Genomic DNA, 15,468 nt, shown 5'->3' on the forward strand with positions numbered 1-15,468 from the left:
TAGCTTATCCGAATAGGTTGCCGAGACCCTCACCAGCGTCCTCGTCTTCGTCTTCGTCGTTTTCGTCCGCGGCGTCGGTCTCAGCGGCTTGGTCATCAGTCGATTCTTCTTCTTCAGCTTCAGCCGACTGCGCGGGAGCGGCGGCTTCGATGCCGCGAAGCTCCTCGGGCAGGGCCTCCTCGTCGTCGATCAGGGCCGCGAGCGCGCGCATCTGCGCGTCGGCGCGGCTGACAAGATCGGGTGCGAGGTCCGGGCTGGCGATGGCGGCCTGCAGGCCCACGCTCTTTGCCTCGCCGGTTGCTTTGGCAATGAGTGCGGGTGCCGTCTGGGCCGTTGGGTAGACCGCGTTGATCGAGAGGTTCCGGGCTTGGGCCACGGCACGCTCGATATCGCTGCGGTACTCGTCCACATCGATGGCGAGTTCCTCTGGGGCGAACAGCACGCCTTCTGAGTACACACTGCGCAGGTCAAGACCGACCTCTTTCGGCTCGATGCCGAGTTCTGCGAGGACGGACGAGAGCTGCTGGGTGACTTCTTCGCCTTCTTCGAGAACCTTCGAGTCCTCTAAGACGTGGATGGAGCCATCCTGGATGCGGGCGTTTGCGCCAACTTGCTGGAGTTCACCCACGAACGGGCCGGGGTCTGCGCCGGTGTCACCCGCTGGGATGACAATGTCGTTGGGTGCAACTTCGCCAGCGTTGATTGGGGCTGGCGTCTTCGAGTCTTCGAGCTTCTTGAAGAGACCGAACGGGTTGTCGTTGGTGCCGATGAGGCCGACCTGCCCGTCTACGTGCTCTACGAGTTGCTCTAACCCGTCGTTGATCTGTTCCAGCGCACGCGTCATCAGCGTGTTGCGGCTGACGCGGAGCTGTGCGCTTCCGTGGAGTTCGCGGCGCATGGCCTGCAGTTGCTTCGATGGGATACCGGAGATGCGGACGACGCCGACACTCTGGTATTCTTCGAAGATGTCGACGAGTGCGTCGACTTCCTCGCGCTTCCACTCGGGAATGACCTCTGTTTTGCGCTCGGCTTCTGCAGACATTATGCCACCCTCACACTCGGGCCCATCGTCGTCTTGACGTAGACGCTGTCGATGTTGAGCGGCCCTTTTTCCAGGTTTGCTTCCAGACGCCGGAGGATAACGTCGACGTTCTCGCCGATATCCTCAGGAGACATGTCTTCTGCACCCACGCGGGTGTGGAAGGTCCGCCGGTCGCGGCTCCGGAGCTGGACGGTGTTTTTCATACGATTCACTACCTCGACAACGTCGTCGTCGGGCTGGAGTGGTGTTGGCATCTTACCGCGTGGACCGAGAACGGTACCAAGGTGCCGACCGATGTCCTGCATCTTCGAGACTTCTGCAACGAAGAAGTCGGTCTCGTCTGCTAAGTCCTTGGCTGCGTTCGTGTCATCTCCGAGGTCTTCGATGTCGTCTTTACCCATGACGGTCGCGACATCTTCTGCTCGGAGTGCGGTTTCACCATCGGCGAAGACCACAATCTGGGTCTCCTGACCGGTCCCCGCTGGGAGGACGACACTCTCATCAACACGTTTCGACGGCTCGTTTAAGTCGAGGTCGCGCAGGTTAATCGCGAGGTCGACCGTTTCGCGGAACTTCCGCTCAGGTGCCTCGTCGAGTGCGCGAGAGACTGCTTGCACTATATCATATTCTGCCATCATTCACCTCCGTAGTACGCTTTCGTAGCTTCTACGGGATGAAACAGGCTGCGTGCCTGCCTCACCCGATTTCACGCCTAAGACGAACTTAAAAGCGTCGAACGGCGCGTGGCCGTGAGAACAGTTGTGTAGGTTATTCGACGAGGATGTCGTCGTACTTGCCCGAGTCGACGCGCTGTTTGAACGTGCGAGCGTCCTCACCGTCGATGGTGACGCCGAGGGAGGCACACGTCCCACCGACTTCCTTCGCCGCGTTCTTCACGTCGTACGAGAGGAGGTCGGTCTGTTTCTGCTTCGCGATTTTCTTGACCTGTTCGACCGTGATGTCAGCGACGAAGTCCGCCTGTGGGCGGCCGCTGCCGGTCTCGAAGCCGACCTCGTCTTTGATGAGGGCGGCCGTTGGTGGCACACCGACGTCGATGTCGAACGAGCCATCGTCGTCGTACGTGATAGTGACGGGCACTTCCATGCCGTCGAACGCTGCGGTCAGGTCGTTAATCTCGGAAACAACAGCCTGCACGTCAACAGGGGTGGGGCCGAGCTCGGGACCGAGCGGTGGGCCAGGGTTGGCCTTACCGCCGGGTACGAGTGCTTCGATAGTTCCAGCCATATCCGACACAACCGCTCGGTTGGTTTTAAGAATTGTCTTTTGGCGACAGCGCCCTTAGCGCACTGGGATGCCGTGGCGTGCGAGATAGTCGCTCGCGGCTTTGATGTCGATTGGACTGCCGATAAGTCGAACCGAGTCTGACGGCTCCTCGATTGCCGTCAGCATGAACTCGGCGTCGAGCGCGTCCCGCACTGTCGCGTACACGTCTGCGGGAAGCACGATTTGGGTGCTGTCGCGGAAGCGTTCGGCATCGGACATCAGGTACGTAGGGCCACACGACACCCCTGCAAAAGCATGTCGGAATCGCCCGTTTGTGGTCGCGCGCTCGGGACGAACGCGATGCAGAATCTATCGGCGCAATGGAAAGGGTTTTTCGACGGGCGACGCGGATACTGAAGTAATGGGGCTCGAAGAGGAGATTGAATCCATCCGCGAGGAGATAACCAGCACGCCCTACAACAAGTCCACAGAGGCGCACATTGGACGGTTGAAGGCGAAGCTCGCGGAGAAAAAAGAGAAGTTGGAGTCGCAAGCCTCCGCGGGCGGTGGCGATGGGTATGCCGTCGAGAAGCACGGCGACGCGACCGTCGCGCTCGTTGGCTTCCCGAGCGTTGGCAAGTCCACGCTCCTCAACGCCCTCACCAACGCGGAAAGTGAGGTGGGAGCCTACGAGTTCACGACCATCAACGTCCACCCCGGGATGTTGCAGTACAACGGTGCGAACATCCAACTGATGGACGTTCCGGGACTCATCGAAGGCGCAGCGGGCGGCCGTGGAGGGGGCCGAGAAGTGCTCTCTGTCGTCCGAACCGCAGACCTCGTTATCTTCATGCTCTCGGTGTTCGAAATCGAGCGCTACTCGCGCCTGCGCGAGGAACTGTATAATAACAAAGTCCGAATCGATACCGGTCCTCCATCCATCAAAATCACCAAGAAAGGGAAAGGAGGAATCAACATCACGTCGAGTGTCGAGCTCGACCTTTCAGAAGAGGTCATCAAAGAGATTCTCCGGGAGAAAGGCTACGTGAACGCGGACGTGGTCATCCGCGAGAACATCACGGTCGACCGCCTCATCGACGGCCTGATGAAAAATCGTGTCTACCTCCCGTCGATGGTCATCGCCAACAAGGCAGACCTCATCGACCACGACTACTTAGAAAACGTCCACGACGACCTCCGCGAAGAGGGACTCGACCCTGACGACGTGGTGTTCATCAGTGCCGAGGAAGAGAAGGGCCTCGACGTGCTCAAAGAGACAATCTGGCAGAAACTCGGGCTCATCCGCGTCTACATGGACAAACCCGGTCGCGGGACGGACTTCGAGGAACCGCTCATCATCAAGCGCGGCGAGACCATCGAAGACGCCTGTAAGAAACTCGGGGCGAATCTGCTCGACCGATTCCGCTTCGCACGCGTGACGGGCCCGAGCGCGAAACACGATGCCCAACAAGTCGGTCTCGACCACGTCCTCGAAGACGAGGACATTCTCCGCATCATCGCCCGCAAATAGATGGTCGAATCCGAGGCATTTTCGACTCGCACCGCAGCCGGTCGCCTTCTCACACTGCTGGTTGTTGGCTTTCTGCCGTGGACAATCATCCTCGTAAACGGCCAGTTCACGTTCGTCTTCTCGTTTGGTCTCGTGAACACCAACCCATTCCATCTCACGAATCTCTACGACTACCTCACGCAGTTCACTCTTGGCCTGCCACGCTCACTCCAAGCGTGGCCCGCGAGTACACTCCTCTACATTGGCGCGCTCGTGAGCGCGGCAACCGGATTCACCGGCCACGAAGACGAACGACTCACCGGCGGGCTGCTCGTGTTCGCCGGTGGCGCGCAGTTTTATCTCACGGTTGGCCTCATCGCCTCACTCGGCACCCGCGTGTTCCCGCTCGGGATGATTGCCCTCTGGACGGTTGCATGGTGGGGCTATGGCCCTGCACTCAAACGGATTTTCCGGCACGACGAGTAGGTGGCCGGTGTGCTTTTTGGTCGCCAGACCGCATCCTGCACCATGGACGGAACCCTCGACCACGTGATGATGCGCGTCGAAGACTTAGACGAGTCGCTCGACTGGTACCAAACCCACTTCGACTACGAGGAGAAGGGCCGCTGGGAGGCAGACACCTTCACCAACGTCTACCTCGGCCCCGAGGACATGCACGAAGACGGCGCGACCATCGAACTCACCTACAACCACGACGACCGCACCTACGAGTTCGGTGACGCGTGGGGCCACATCGCCGTGCGCGTTGAGGATGTGTACGAAGCCTACGACGAACTCATGGCCGCCGGTGTCGAGGACTACCGCGACCCGGACTCGTGTGGCGGCTCGTACGCCTTCGTCAAAGACCCCGATGGCCACGAAATCGAACTCGTCGAGCGCGATCACGGCGCGCGCTGGTCGCTCGACCACACGATGCTCCGCGTCGAAGACATCGAGAAGGCCATTGGCTGGTACACGCACAAACTCGATTACGAACTGTTCCGGCGCTCTGAGCACGACAGCTTCGCGCTCTACTTCATGAAACCACGCGGCGCAGCAGCCGAAGAAATGTCCATCGAACTCACCTACAACTACGACGGGCGTTCCTACGAGTTCGGTGACGCGTGGGGGCACGTCGCGGTTCGAACCAGCGATTTAGAATCGTACTGGGAGACGCTCGTGACGCGCGACGTAGAGGAGTACCGCGACCCAGAGAGCTGTGACTACCGGTATGCGTTCACCCACGCGGCAGGCGGTCACGAAGTCGAGATTCTGAACCCGTAGCTCCCGTGCAATCGCTGAGACAGTCCGAATGAACTTATTTTTCAGAACGTCAGCGTTCGGGACGAAGTAGTCGCATGTCCCTGAGTGTTTTGAAAATCGACAATCCATTGCCAACTAGCATCTTGATTGCGCCCGCCCTCGCGCGTAATTATCCGCACTCAGAACGTGTTGGTTAGCCAAAGCCATCAGATTGTGTGACTAAGTTGGCGTATTGTCTGACTTTCGTCAGACGCAGATTAGCGCGTCCTGAAAACCCCCGTCTGACGGGCGACTCGTTAGATGTCACGAGTTATCACAATTCGCAGAGTACCACAAAGCATTTATAATGAGAGGCTATCTTTTGCACTGTACCCCTACCCATGGTGACAGTACGGAGTAACGCTCGCCGGACCCGGGCTCTCTCGGGTTATGCGACTCCCAAACTCGGCCGACGCGAAAGTGCTGTTGCCGGTGTGTACAACACATAAATAAACCATGACAGACACAAACACAAAGATTCGGAGTTTGTTCCTGACAGGACTTCTCGTCCTGTCCGTGTTCGCCGGTAGTGTAGCCTTCGCGGGCTCCGCCGCCGCAGCGAATTCGAACGACGCCGATGATACGTTAACTACCGATGAGACCTATTGGCAAGGCCAGGGTCTCTACTTCGACGGTAGCAGTATGACTAGCGCAGGCGCATCAGCAAGTGACCGTACGTTCCAGATTCGTACGGTAAACAGCGATAACGAAGTCGGTGGACTCGTGACCGAATTCACGGTTGACACCACTAACGCCGCAACCATCATCGACACAGACAACCTTGACGGCGAATATGTCGTCGTCTACAAAGGTACAGTTCTGAACGTTGATAGTAGCGGTGTAGGAACTGCAGCATCCGGCTCCACCGAGGAGGCGCAAGTTGCAAATGCATCTTGGGAAGTCGCAGTTCAGACGCTGACCACTGAAACCGACGAGGACGACACGGAAGTCCTCCAAGGTGACAACGCAGCAATCGACGTCACGTCCAACCGTGGCTCGTTCCAGCTTGACGTTACCGCAGACGGTCTCGACAGCGAAGACCTCGAAGAGATCTTCAACCAGAGCAGCGACAACACGTTCGTCTCTGAGAACGTTGATGACGACGAAGTCACGCTCCAGGTCACTGGAGACGACACAGTCGTCGCTAATTTCTCCGAGTTCGATACCGTTGGTGACTACACGTTCGACTTCCAAGTCAACGACACCACGGCATCTGACTCTGCATCCGTTACGGTCAACGAACTCGACACCGACATCAACTTCGGCCAGTCCGTTACGACCGAAGAAGTCGGTGACATCGCAAAGATCACCATCAACATGGAAGACTCCACAGAGGCGTGGGTCTTCATTGGTGGCGAAGACGTGAACTACCTCGAGAGCGTCCACGTCGTCGACGACGACGAAGACGGCGAAGTTGTTCTCGAAATGAACACGTTCCTCGCTGGTCAGGGCAGCGGCCCATCTACCAACGCATACGACGTTGCTGGTGACGACAAACTCGGTAGTGACGGCGTCACCCGATACGACGAGAACAACGTCACCACAAACACTGACATCAGCCCAAGCCTCAGCGAACCACTCGCAGCTGGTGACTACGACCTCCGCGCCGCATCGTCCAACGACATCGACGCAGACGGCGACGTTGAGGACGAGAAGGGCGTTGGTACGCTCGCACTCCGCGAGCGCTCCACCGACGGTATCAAGACGTGGGTTGCACCTGACGGCGCAGCCAACTCTGACGACCTCGAAGACCTCCTCGGTGAGGTCAGCGAGAGCGACACCGTCGCAAAGAACGACCGCCTGGTTGTCCAAGTCGAAGCAAGTGGCCTCTACGGCTATGTTGACGACGAGGACCTCAGCACGCTCGCAGACAACGGTCTCGAGCTTAAGCTTGAGCAGACGAACGAAAAAGCAAACCAGAACCCAGTTACCCTGGATGCTGACGACCTCGATAGTGCTGGCGCAAACGCTGCACAGCTCTACACTGACGAAGACAACAACACGTTCTTCGTCGTAATCGACACTGGCGCGTTCTCGCAGATGAAGGACGGCCAGAACTACGAAGCATCCTTCAGCCTTGCTGGCGAAAACAGCGACCTGGCTGACGACCTCGGTAACTTCAACGAGTACGTTGAAGACGAAGAAGAAGAGAGCGTCTCCACGGAGTTCTCCGTCGAAGACGCTGACGCTGAATTCGACAACCTCCAGAACGGCGACCTCACGGTTGCGAAGAGCTCGTCCAGCATGGTCTCGGGTACGACCAACGTTGCACCCGGAACCGAGCTGACGGTCCGTCTCCGCTCTTCCAACAGCGACTCGCCATTCCTGAAGTCCCAGACGGTTGACGTCCAGGCCGACGGCACGTTCTCGGCTGAGTTCGACATGTCCGATGTCGCAACCGGCGCTGAATTCACGGCATCCATCCGCAAGGGCGGCACCGTGCTCGGCGACGAAGTCGACGGCGTTGTCGGCGAAGGCGCATCCGCAGAAGTTACGTTCGACGACCAGGAAACCGACGGCTCGTCCGTTGTTGTCTCCTCGGTCACGCTCTCCGAGGGCGGCTTCGTGACGATTCACGACGCAACGCTCCTCGACGGCGACGCAACCGGTAGCGTTGTCGGCACCTCCGAGTACCTCGACGCAGGTACGCACGAGGATGTTGAGGTCTCCCTTGACTCCACCCTCGAAGAGGACCAGGAGCTCATCGCGATGCCTCACATGGACTCGAACGGCAACGAAGAGTACGACTTCGTCACGTCCGAAGGCGCTGACGACGGTCCGTACACTGGTGAAGACGGTAACGCAGTGACTGACTCCGCTCAGATCACGATCGGCACCGGTGGCACCACGACGACTGGTACGGCAACGACCACGACGTCCTCCGGTACCACCACGACCGCCGCAACCACCAGCACCACGACTGACAGCACGACGTCCGAGCCAACGACCACTGAAGAAGAAGGTCCAGGCTTCGGCGCTCTTGCAGCAGTCATCGCGCTCATTGCAGCCGCACTCCTCGCAGTGCGCCGCAGCAACTAAGCGTAATACCGGGATTCACTCCCGTTTCTAACTTTCACATTTCTTTCGCGCTCACGTCACTGAGCGACAGCTCTCTACTGCGTTGTGTAGGTGCAAATGGCGGGCACAAACACGGCCAAGGACAAAGCATTTAGTTCAGATTCGCTTACTCTCCTTACCTGAAAATGCTCGGAGAGCTACTGGCGACGCTGGCGTGGTTGACGCAGTTTTCTGACCCCCTAGCGTGGCTGGTCATCGGCACCTTTTCTGCGGGCGCACTCATCGAACTGCGCGACCGCGACCTCGCCCGTCCGGTCACGGTCGTCGCGTGGGTACTGTTTGCTGCCTTCTGGCTCTCGCTCGTCTATCACTTCGCCTTCGTTGCAAAGAGTATCATCGAGGGCGTTGGAAGCGCAGCGGCAGTCCCGCTAAGCCTCTACGTCGCCTACCTCATCTGGAACGGCAGAGATTCGCTGTTTGTCCTGACGCGAGCAGTGGCGCTGATGGGCGTTGTGTTCATGCCGTTCGAGGCGATCATCCCACTCCAGAAGGTGCTCATCGAACTGGTAGCGAGCCAAACGGAGTTCCTCATGCAACTGCTCGGCGTGGATCCGACCGTGGTTTCGGGAGCCGAGTTCGGTCATCACGACTTTCGGTCAACGTTTTACTTCACTGCAGAGAACGACCCGAACCACGCGCTCACGTACACCATCCTCATCGCGTGTACGGGAATCGGGAGCATGGCCATCTTCGTCGGATTGATTGGCGCCGTCCGCGCCCCGCTTCGCAACAAACTTCGGGCGCTTGCCGTGTCGCTGCCGGTGATTTACGGGCTGAATCTCATCAGAAACATCTTCATCGGGCTTGGATTTGGTCTGCAGAAGTTCCACATCGCGCCCGACCTCGTAATGTCAGTGTTCGCTCTCGACGACCCCTACAGAGTGTCCTACATCATCGCAGACCGCATCATCAGCCAGAGTCTCGCGGTCGTCGCCCTCGTGTTCATCACGTGGTTCGTCGTGCGTGAGTTGCCGGGCGTGCTCGTCATCATCGAAGACCTGCTGTTTCTCGTTACAGGGACTGAGTACGACCTCCAAAACGCGTTCGATATGGACGCGCCGATGCGCGCAGACGGTGACGGCCGAGCGCGGTAAGTGGATTAGTTCGGACTCAGTTCGTCGACAGCATCCCGAGGTGCGCCAGCCAGTTCAGCGAGCGCCTCGCCTTCCATGTGGTGGAGGTCGCCGGGAATGACGAGTAAGTGGAGTGGCTCTCCGAAATCTCGCGTAGCGAGTGCGCCAAGCCGGTCTGCGGCGACGATGGGTTCTGGGCTGCCCGCCCGAGCGACCACGACGGCGAGCATATCTTCGTCCCAGTCTTCGGCCAGCAGCGAAGCGGCCACGTCCGCCGTCATATAGTCACCTCTCTCTGCTTTGATGTCGAGATAACAGAGCGTGTGATGGCCGCGTTCGCGGTTGGCTTCGATGGTGTCGATGACGCTCTGGGGAACACCCATCGACTCGGTGTAGGGAAACGGCAGCGTGGTCGCCTTCCCGAAGCGGTAGTTCTGGAGGCCGGTGAGCGAACTGGCCGCGGCTTCTGCGGTCGTGCCGTGGATGATGCGAGTTTCGATGCCGCGTTCTGCCGCCCGAAGTCGGAGGTCTACGTGCGTCGTCGAAATCATGGTGTCACCGGCGGTGAGGAAGGCGACCGATTCGGTCTCTGCGGCGTCTAAGATGGGCTCTGGGTGTTGTTCGACGCCTTCGCGGTCGCGCACCTCGATAGTGATGTCGTGGTACTCCTCTACGGCTTCGATGGTCGTGCCGACGAGTTTGCTGGTGTAGAACTCTGCAAAGACGCGGTCGGTCTCGCGGAGGGTTTCCTGCCCTTCGACGGTGATAGAGCGTTCGTCGTAGAGACCGAGGCCGATGAACGTGAGCATACGCCCTCTCAGCCACGCGCCGAGTTAAGCGAACCGCACTCGTGTTGGCCGACCAGCCCACGACGACCGAAGACCTTACGCCTGCTCCCGGGTGAAGACGAATATCCATGGAGGTTACGTGCGTCCGGGTGCCGGTGACCGAGGGTGAGGAGACCCGACAGCAACTCGCCGGACAGGGTGTGATAGACGACGAGTACGAGATTACGGTTGCAGACGGCGTGCTCTACATTCCCGTCACCGAAGCCGTCTCCGGGTACGAACTCGTCACCCGCGACGCCCCGGCCCGCGACACGCTCACGATGCCATCGGACATCCTCGGATTCGAGCCTGCCTACGAGCGCATCGGCCAGATCGCCATCATCGACGAAGACGATGACGCCCGCGCTCAGGAGATTGCAGACGCAATCGCGCAGTCGGATTTACCGCTCGATACGGTGATTAATCGCGCCTCAAAGGTGCAAGGCGAGTTGCGAGTGCGCGACTGGGATATCCTCGTCGGAGACAGCACAGAAACCGTCCACCGCGAGTACGGCTGTGAGTTCCGCTTAGACCTCGCAACGGTGTATTTCTCGCCGCGACTCGCAACCGAACGCCACCGTGTGACCGAGCAGGCGGCCGCGGACGAGCAGGTGTTCGACATGTTCGCAGGTGTTGGCCCGTTTGTGATTCCGTTCGCAAAGCGCGGTGCCACCGTCGTCGGAACCGACCTGAACGAAGTCGCCGTACAGTACATGGAAGAAAACGCCCGCCGGAACGACGTGGCAGACCGCGTGACCGCCATCCACGGCGACGTCCGCGAGGTGGCAACCGAGTACACCGGGTGGGCAGACCGCATCGTGATGAACCTTCCCCACACTGCAAACGAATTTCTCGAGACGGCTGTGGCCCTCGCGGATGACGAGTGCGTGCTCCACTACTACGATTTCCAGTCAGACGACGACCCCTACGGCCCCGGCGAAGCCGCCATTCGTGCAGCCGCTGAGCCTGCCTACAACGTGACGGTCGAAACCCGCCACACCGTCCGGTCGTACGCCCCCCACGAGGTGAACGTCTGCCTCGACGTTCGCCTGACGAAGGCGTGAGAACGGTGCGCTCGGGCAGTCCGATTCGCAACCCTTATTGCGGTTATCCGTCCACATTAAGATGCATAGAGCGCGCCAAAGTAGCTCAGCTGGCAGAGCGAATCCTTCGTAAGGATTAGGTCGAGGGTTCAAATCCCTCCTTTGGCTTGGCAAACTTCTTACACTTCTCAGCTTAAATAGGCCACCCTCCGTCGATTCCAAACCTTCCACAAAACCCACACATAGCGACCGATTCACGCCTCACACGGCCGCAGGAGGCCGATGCTGATGCCGCTCTCGCTCACACTCAGCGACGAGCGCCGCTGCCAACACTGCAACGAACACGTCCCCCAGAACTTCCGCCGCGTCTACGGCGATAAACACGATATCGCCCACCGCTGCTTCGCCTGCGATAGCTACATCCGCATCTCACAAGGCACCGCCGCAGGCCTCAGCGTACACGTACCAGACCCAGACCAGTACTCCTACCGCCGACGGGAGGACCTACGATGACCCCCGGACAGAACAACACGTCCGAGGGCACAACCTGCCCGAGCTGTGGCCGCGCGATACAAACGACCACCATCTCAGGCCCGTCCAAGGCGCACGCGAGACCATGCGGCTGCACCTTCCCGGCTGACCTTCTCAACGGAGGAAACCAATGAGCACCGGCCTTCGGCCCGACGCGTTCGAGCCGGATGTCGGCCCAGTCGAACACGAAGCAGACATCAACTGCGAATTCATCGGAACGTGCGACCGAGACGCCGTCTATCGGGTCGCTGTTGGCGGGCTCGGGAGAGACGAAGCCTACTGCCCATTCCACCTCGCATGCTGGCGTTTCCTGCACCCGGAGAAAGCCCAGCGCTACGACGATCTCACTGTCGTCGAAAACCTCTCCGACTATCTCCCAGAGCGAGCCCACACCTCACTCGAAGATCTGCCTCCGTGGCTCTCGCGACGCGGCCGTCAGGTTTCTCGAATCGGTCTCGACCACCACGGCCACGCCCACTACTACGGGCGAGACGACGAGAACCGCCTCATCATTCTCGTCCTCGACGAACAACTCGAACTCGTCGACCAGGAGAACGAGGAGAAGCCAACGCTCGCACGATACCCCTCAAATATTAGGTGTGGTCATGCGCTCGAACACTGGCTCAACCAAATCAACTCCCTCATCGGCTGGATACAGGTCGATCCTCACGTTACCGACCAGCGTCCGGAGCGTGATGCTCAGTGAGTTCCATCGACAATGCAGACTGGGGACTCACCGTTGAGACAGCCGCATGCGAGCGCTGGAGTCTAGAACACGTTGCGAACGAAGCGAGCGAGCCCGACTGGCATGACGCGGTCGCAACCGAGGGCGTGCAGACCGGCCCAGAGACGCGCACTCCCGGGCTCGTGGTCCTGCGAGAGGGCGCGCCCATAGAGATCAAAGCGTGCCGCGCACGCATGACTGACGGTGCGAGCACGCGACGTGGCCGCTGGTGGATACGTGAACGCTCACATGAGCGCCTCCTCGCCGCTGAAGGTGCGTACGTGCTCGCGGTCTACGACCCCGACTGCGTCGATTCAATTCGGAGACTCGCACTCCTCGATGCCCGAACCGTCGATTCACTCATCGAAACCTGGTCTCCGTGTGGAGCCAGTCACCACGCGGAATACGCCGCACGACTCCCCTGGTCGCGAGTGTTCGACTCACTGGACGTGGAGGCTAAGCCGTGACCCGCTATGCGTGTGACGACTGCAGCGGGGAACTCACCTACCTCAAGCAGACCACGAACGCCCGCGGCCAGGTCGTGAGCGTTTATCGGTGCACCGACCCTGTCTGCTCAGTCGACGAGGTCGAGCGACGATGAACGTCTGGCAGCTCCGAAAATGCCGGCGTTGTGGTTCACTCCAGGTTCACAAGCATAATCACCGACACCGCGATATCGTCATCGCGATTCTCTGCGAGGCCTGCAATCGCCTCACGAAACAACGCCCACTCTGCAGGGGTGAAGGTGCGTGACCGACCGGCACCATGTAGGCGATGATAGAGACGAGGTCTCGATGGCGGATATTCGACGCGAAGACCAAGACGCAGAGACGCAAGAGGAGTACCTCTTTGGGGGTAACTACAAGACCAACGAGCGCTCCGAACAACCGTCTCTCCCAATCGCTGCGGCAGGCCAGATGGCTTGCCGATTCTGCCACGAAGAATACCAAGGGATTGCAGCAGACTCAAACCACACCTGCGAAGAGCGTGAGAATCGTAGGCTACGCACTGATTTCTCGACGATTCGACCCGCAACCCACGAACTCAAAAGCTGGCTTCTCTTCCTCGACGACCCAGACGACCCCTACTACGCAACCACGCCCAGCGAAGCGAAGCTTTCGGCGTATTTCGCGCTTACCAACACCGCCCTCGACACCATTCTAAATGAGAATGTTGTCTTCACTCATCAGGGCGAACTTTGGCGCGTCAACGATGACGAAAACCAGCCTCGCTACTGGGAGGGTGGCATCGCCGGTCGCGACCAGGACGTCTTCGACCGCTTCATGGAGTTCAAATTCCGGCTCGAAGCAGCCGAAACCCCCGAACGTGGACTCACTATCACGGTTTCACCTCGATTTCCGGACGCTCGCCATCACAAAGACGAGACGAAATCGCTTGGCTTCCCAGCTGAAATCCCTCCAGGAGTCGCATTACAGGCTCAATCAGCCAACGTTGACCCCGACGAATACGTTCCCCTCCTGCAAGCTTTCGCTGACGTTGTCGATGTGAATCCGAAGTACTTCTCCGAGGAGCGACTCGCCGACCAGGTTGAGAACAACGACGGAGAAACCACCTCGTACTGCAATACTTGGGCGCTTGCTCGCTACGTTCGACTCGACCGTTTCGCCACTCGAACCCTCACCGGCCACGAGGGCGTCTTCCACGACCTTGCGAAAGCATCCATGCAGAACCGAGGCCGCGGCTCGTTCAAATGGGACGGTGAAAAAGCCGAGGGCTACAACGACCGCGTCGTCCTTTCTGGCCAGGACTGGGGACGACTCATCACTGGCCACGAGTGGACTGCACGGGCGAAAGTCTATCACCCACGAAAGGTACGTAGCGAGTTTACGGCACTCGACGGAGACGACCCGCTCGCCCACCAGAAACTCGAGATCAACTACGCGAAGCTCTCAGGTGATGGCAACATCCCCTGGCATGCTCTCGACGACGTCATCAGAGAGTTCGATGAGAAGCTACTCGCCGTTCTCTCGGAAGCCGGACTCCCTACCCACGCTCATGCAGACACATTCATCGAGGATCATCACTTCAAACGCACCGAGCACGACCCAGACATTCTCGTTCCCGATCTCGGTCTTGACACTGTCAAAGCGGTCGAACAGCAGGTCGCCAGAGACACCCTGCTGAGTGCAAATCTCGGCGAGAAAGAGCTCTCAGTCGCCCGCATGATGGCTGACGGTGGCCGTGGCGCCGTCGAGGTTGCGAAAGAAGCGGGTTGTTCGACTTCGACGGTGTATCGAACCATCAGCAAACTCGGTGATGCAGCCGACACCTTCGGCAACGTCGTCGGGTACGTCGATGAATACATCCGGAGTGAGGTTTCCTCGCTCTTTCAGTCGCTTGAACGCACTGCTCGGTACACTGAACGCCGGCTTTCTGAGGTCGCAGCCGAAGCTGAAGCGTTCGCGAACGATACCGCGATGGGCCGCTGGGTTCGAGCCCACGGCGTCAAACTTGTTGAACGGTATAATCAGACCACGCTCGAACTCTCGGGCGCTCTCACGCGAGCGGACGTTCAGCGTATTATGCGCGAAGGCTACGCGGCCGCGAAACGCACGGGCAGTAAGGCCGTGCTCACGCTCACGGACGCGCTCGTTCGCTGGCACAACCCCGATGGCGACCTTCGCAACTCAAGGCCATTCAGTGTGCTTAGCAATTCCGTGCTCACCCTCTTCGGCGCACGCATCGGGCCCGCCCCCTGACGCCCTCCTGCTGAGTGGCAACACTATCCTTCCTCCAAACTCGCGGTAATCTCTTCCGCATTCTCGCCCCAAAATTCCGTGTTTTCTAACATCCACTTCCTTCCACGTTGACCAGCGGCAGCTCACGGTCGCGTTCGCTCCCGTGGGACGGGACAGCCCCCTTACGGTGTGTGCCTAAAGGCACGGCACAAAAAATACCCCGCAGAGGTTAGCGGAGTTCTACTTGAAGCAGTTGAAACGGACGTATTGCTACTTGGAACACTGATTCTTTGTGTGGTTTTACCCAGATACTTGTAGTGGTAATGTCATTAAATCCGATATGGCAAAAATTTTATATCCCTAACTAACCGGCAATTATATCCTCAGAATAACTTGAATGTCACATAATTCTATA

16 protein-coding genes, 1 tRNA gene and 1 pseudogene are annotated in these 15,468 nt (G+C 59.0%); 13 read left to right on the forward strand and 5 right to left on the reverse strand.

Going from position 1 to position 15,468, the window contains the following annotated elements; genetic code table 11:
* Window positions 1–4 precede the first annotated feature (4 nt).
* The 4 genes from V5N12_RS08440 to V5N12_RS08455 all read right to left on the reverse strand — a co-directional run bounded on the left by V5N12_RS08440 (window position 5) and on the right by V5N12_RS08455 (window position 2,545).
* Window positions 5–1,042: a 50S ribosomal protein L10 gene (locus V5N12_RS08440; protein ID WP_332898717.1), complete on the reverse strand. Its 1,038-nt coding sequence runs from the start codon at window positions 1,040–1,042 to the stop codon at window positions 5–7.
* Entirely contained in the window at window positions 1,042–1,677 is a 636-nt protein-coding gene (locus V5N12_RS08445; protein ID WP_332898718.1) for a 50S ribosomal protein L1, read from the reverse strand. The genes V5N12_RS08440 and V5N12_RS08445 overlap by 1 nt, the downstream gene beginning before the upstream one ends.
* A gap of 133 nt (window positions 1,678–1,810) precedes the next feature.
* Window positions 1,811–2,287, reverse strand: a complete 477-nt coding sequence (locus V5N12_RS08450) for a 50S ribosomal protein L11 (protein ID WP_332898719.1) — start codon at window positions 2,285–2,287, stop codon at window positions 1,811–1,813.
* A 54-nt stretch (window positions 2,288–2,341) separates the two neighbouring features.
* The gene (locus V5N12_RS08455) at window positions 2,342–2,545 is read right to left on the reverse strand and encodes a VNG_1110C family protein (RefSeq protein ID WP_332898720.1); all 204 of its coding nucleotides are present in this window, start codon (window positions 2,543–2,545) and stop codon (window positions 2,342–2,344) included.
* Between the two features lie 142 nt (window positions 2,546–2,687).
* Between V5N12_RS08455 and V5N12_RS08460 the strand changes: the two genes are divergently transcribed.
* The 6 genes and pseudogenes from V5N12_RS08460 to artA all read left to right on the forward strand — a co-directional run bounded on the left by V5N12_RS08460 (window position 2,688) and on the right by artA (window position 9,250).
* Window positions 2,688–3,797, forward strand: a complete 1,110-nt coding sequence (locus V5N12_RS08460) for an OBG GTPase family GTP-binding protein (protein WP_332898721.1) — start codon at window positions 2,688–2,690, stop codon at window positions 3,795–3,797.
* On the forward strand, window positions 3,798–4,262 hold the full coding sequence (locus V5N12_RS08465; protein WP_332898722.1) for a TIGR04206 family protein: 465 nt from the start codon (window positions 3,798–3,800) through the stop codon (window positions 4,260–4,262).
* 42 nt (window positions 4,263–4,304) lie between these two features.
* Window positions 4,305–5,060: a VOC family protein gene (locus tag V5N12_RS08470; protein WP_332898723.1), complete on the forward strand. Its 756-nt coding sequence runs from the start codon at window positions 4,305–4,307 to the stop codon at window positions 5,058–5,060.
* 474 nt (window positions 5,061–5,534) lie between these two features.
* Window positions 5,535–5,630, forward strand: a pseudogene (locus V5N12_RS17145) (surface glycoprotein); the annotation flags it as partial.
* Window positions 5,631–5,720: 90 nt separating this feature from the next.
* A complete protein-coding gene (locus tag V5N12_RS08475) occupies window positions 5,721–8,117 on the forward strand; it encodes a DUF7282 domain-containing protein (RefSeq protein ID WP_332898724.1) in 2,397 nt (798 codons plus the stop codon).
* 164 nt (window positions 8,118–8,281) lie between these two features.
* Window positions 8,282–9,250, forward strand: coding sequence for an archaeosortase A (artA, locus tag V5N12_RS08480; protein ID WP_332898725.1), 969 nt, complete (start codon window positions 8,282–8,284; stop codon window positions 9,248–9,250).
* Window positions 9,251–9,255: 5 nt separating this feature from the next.
* Here the strand turns inward: artA and dph5 are convergent, their stop codons facing one another.
* Complete coding sequence (gene dph5, locus V5N12_RS08485) at window positions 9,256–10,038, reverse strand: diphthine synthase (RefSeq protein ID WP_332898726.1); 783 nt, start codon at window positions 10,036–10,038, stop codon at window positions 9,256–9,258.
* 107 nt (window positions 10,039–10,145) lie between these two features.
* Between dph5 and V5N12_RS08490 the strand changes: the two genes are divergently transcribed.
* From V5N12_RS08490 to V5N12_RS08520, 7 genes are all read left to right on the forward strand, one after another.
* Window positions 10,146–11,120 (forward strand): class I SAM-dependent methyltransferase, encoded by a 975-nt coding sequence (locus V5N12_RS08490; protein ID WP_332898727.1) that lies wholly within the window; start codon window positions 10,146–10,148, stop codon window positions 11,118–11,120.
* 74 nt (window positions 11,121–11,194) lie between these two features.
* Window positions 11,195–11,267: transfer RNA gene (locus V5N12_RS08495), tRNA-Thr, on the forward strand.
* A 120-nt stretch (window positions 11,268–11,387) separates the two neighbouring features.
* Complete coding sequence (locus V5N12_RS08500; protein WP_332898728.1) at window positions 11,388–11,612, forward strand: DUF7563 family protein; 225 nt, start codon at window positions 11,388–11,390, stop codon at window positions 11,610–11,612.
* Between the two features lie 148 nt (window positions 11,613–11,760).
* A complete protein-coding gene (locus tag V5N12_RS08505) occupies window positions 11,761–12,336 on the forward strand; it encodes a hypothetical protein (RefSeq protein ID WP_332898729.1) in 576 nt (191 codons plus the stop codon).
* The gene (locus V5N12_RS08510; RefSeq protein WP_332898730.1) at window positions 12,333–12,821 is read left to right on the forward strand and encodes a hypothetical protein; all 489 of its coding nucleotides are present in this window, start codon (window positions 12,333–12,335) and stop codon (window positions 12,819–12,821) included. Before V5N12_RS08505 ends, V5N12_RS08510 begins: the two co-directional genes overlap by 4 nt.
* The gene (locus V5N12_RS08515; protein ID WP_332898731.1) at window positions 12,818–12,955 is read left to right on the forward strand and encodes a hypothetical protein; all 138 of its coding nucleotides are present in this window, start codon (window positions 12,818–12,820) and stop codon (window positions 12,953–12,955) included. The genes V5N12_RS08510 and V5N12_RS08515 overlap by 4 nt, the downstream gene beginning before the upstream one ends.
* Window positions 12,956–13,148: 193 nt before the next feature.
* Window positions 13,149–15,074: a DUF7845 domain-containing protein gene (locus V5N12_RS08520; RefSeq protein WP_332898732.1), complete on the forward strand. Its 1,926-nt coding sequence runs from the start codon at window positions 13,149–13,151 to the stop codon at window positions 15,072–15,074.
* Window positions 15,075–15,468: the final 394 nt, after the last annotated feature.

The sequence above is a fragment of the Haladaptatus sp. CMSO5 genome, assembly GCF_036689885.1.
GTDB lineage: Archaea > Halobacteriota > Halobacteria > Halobacteriales > Halococcaceae > QDMS2.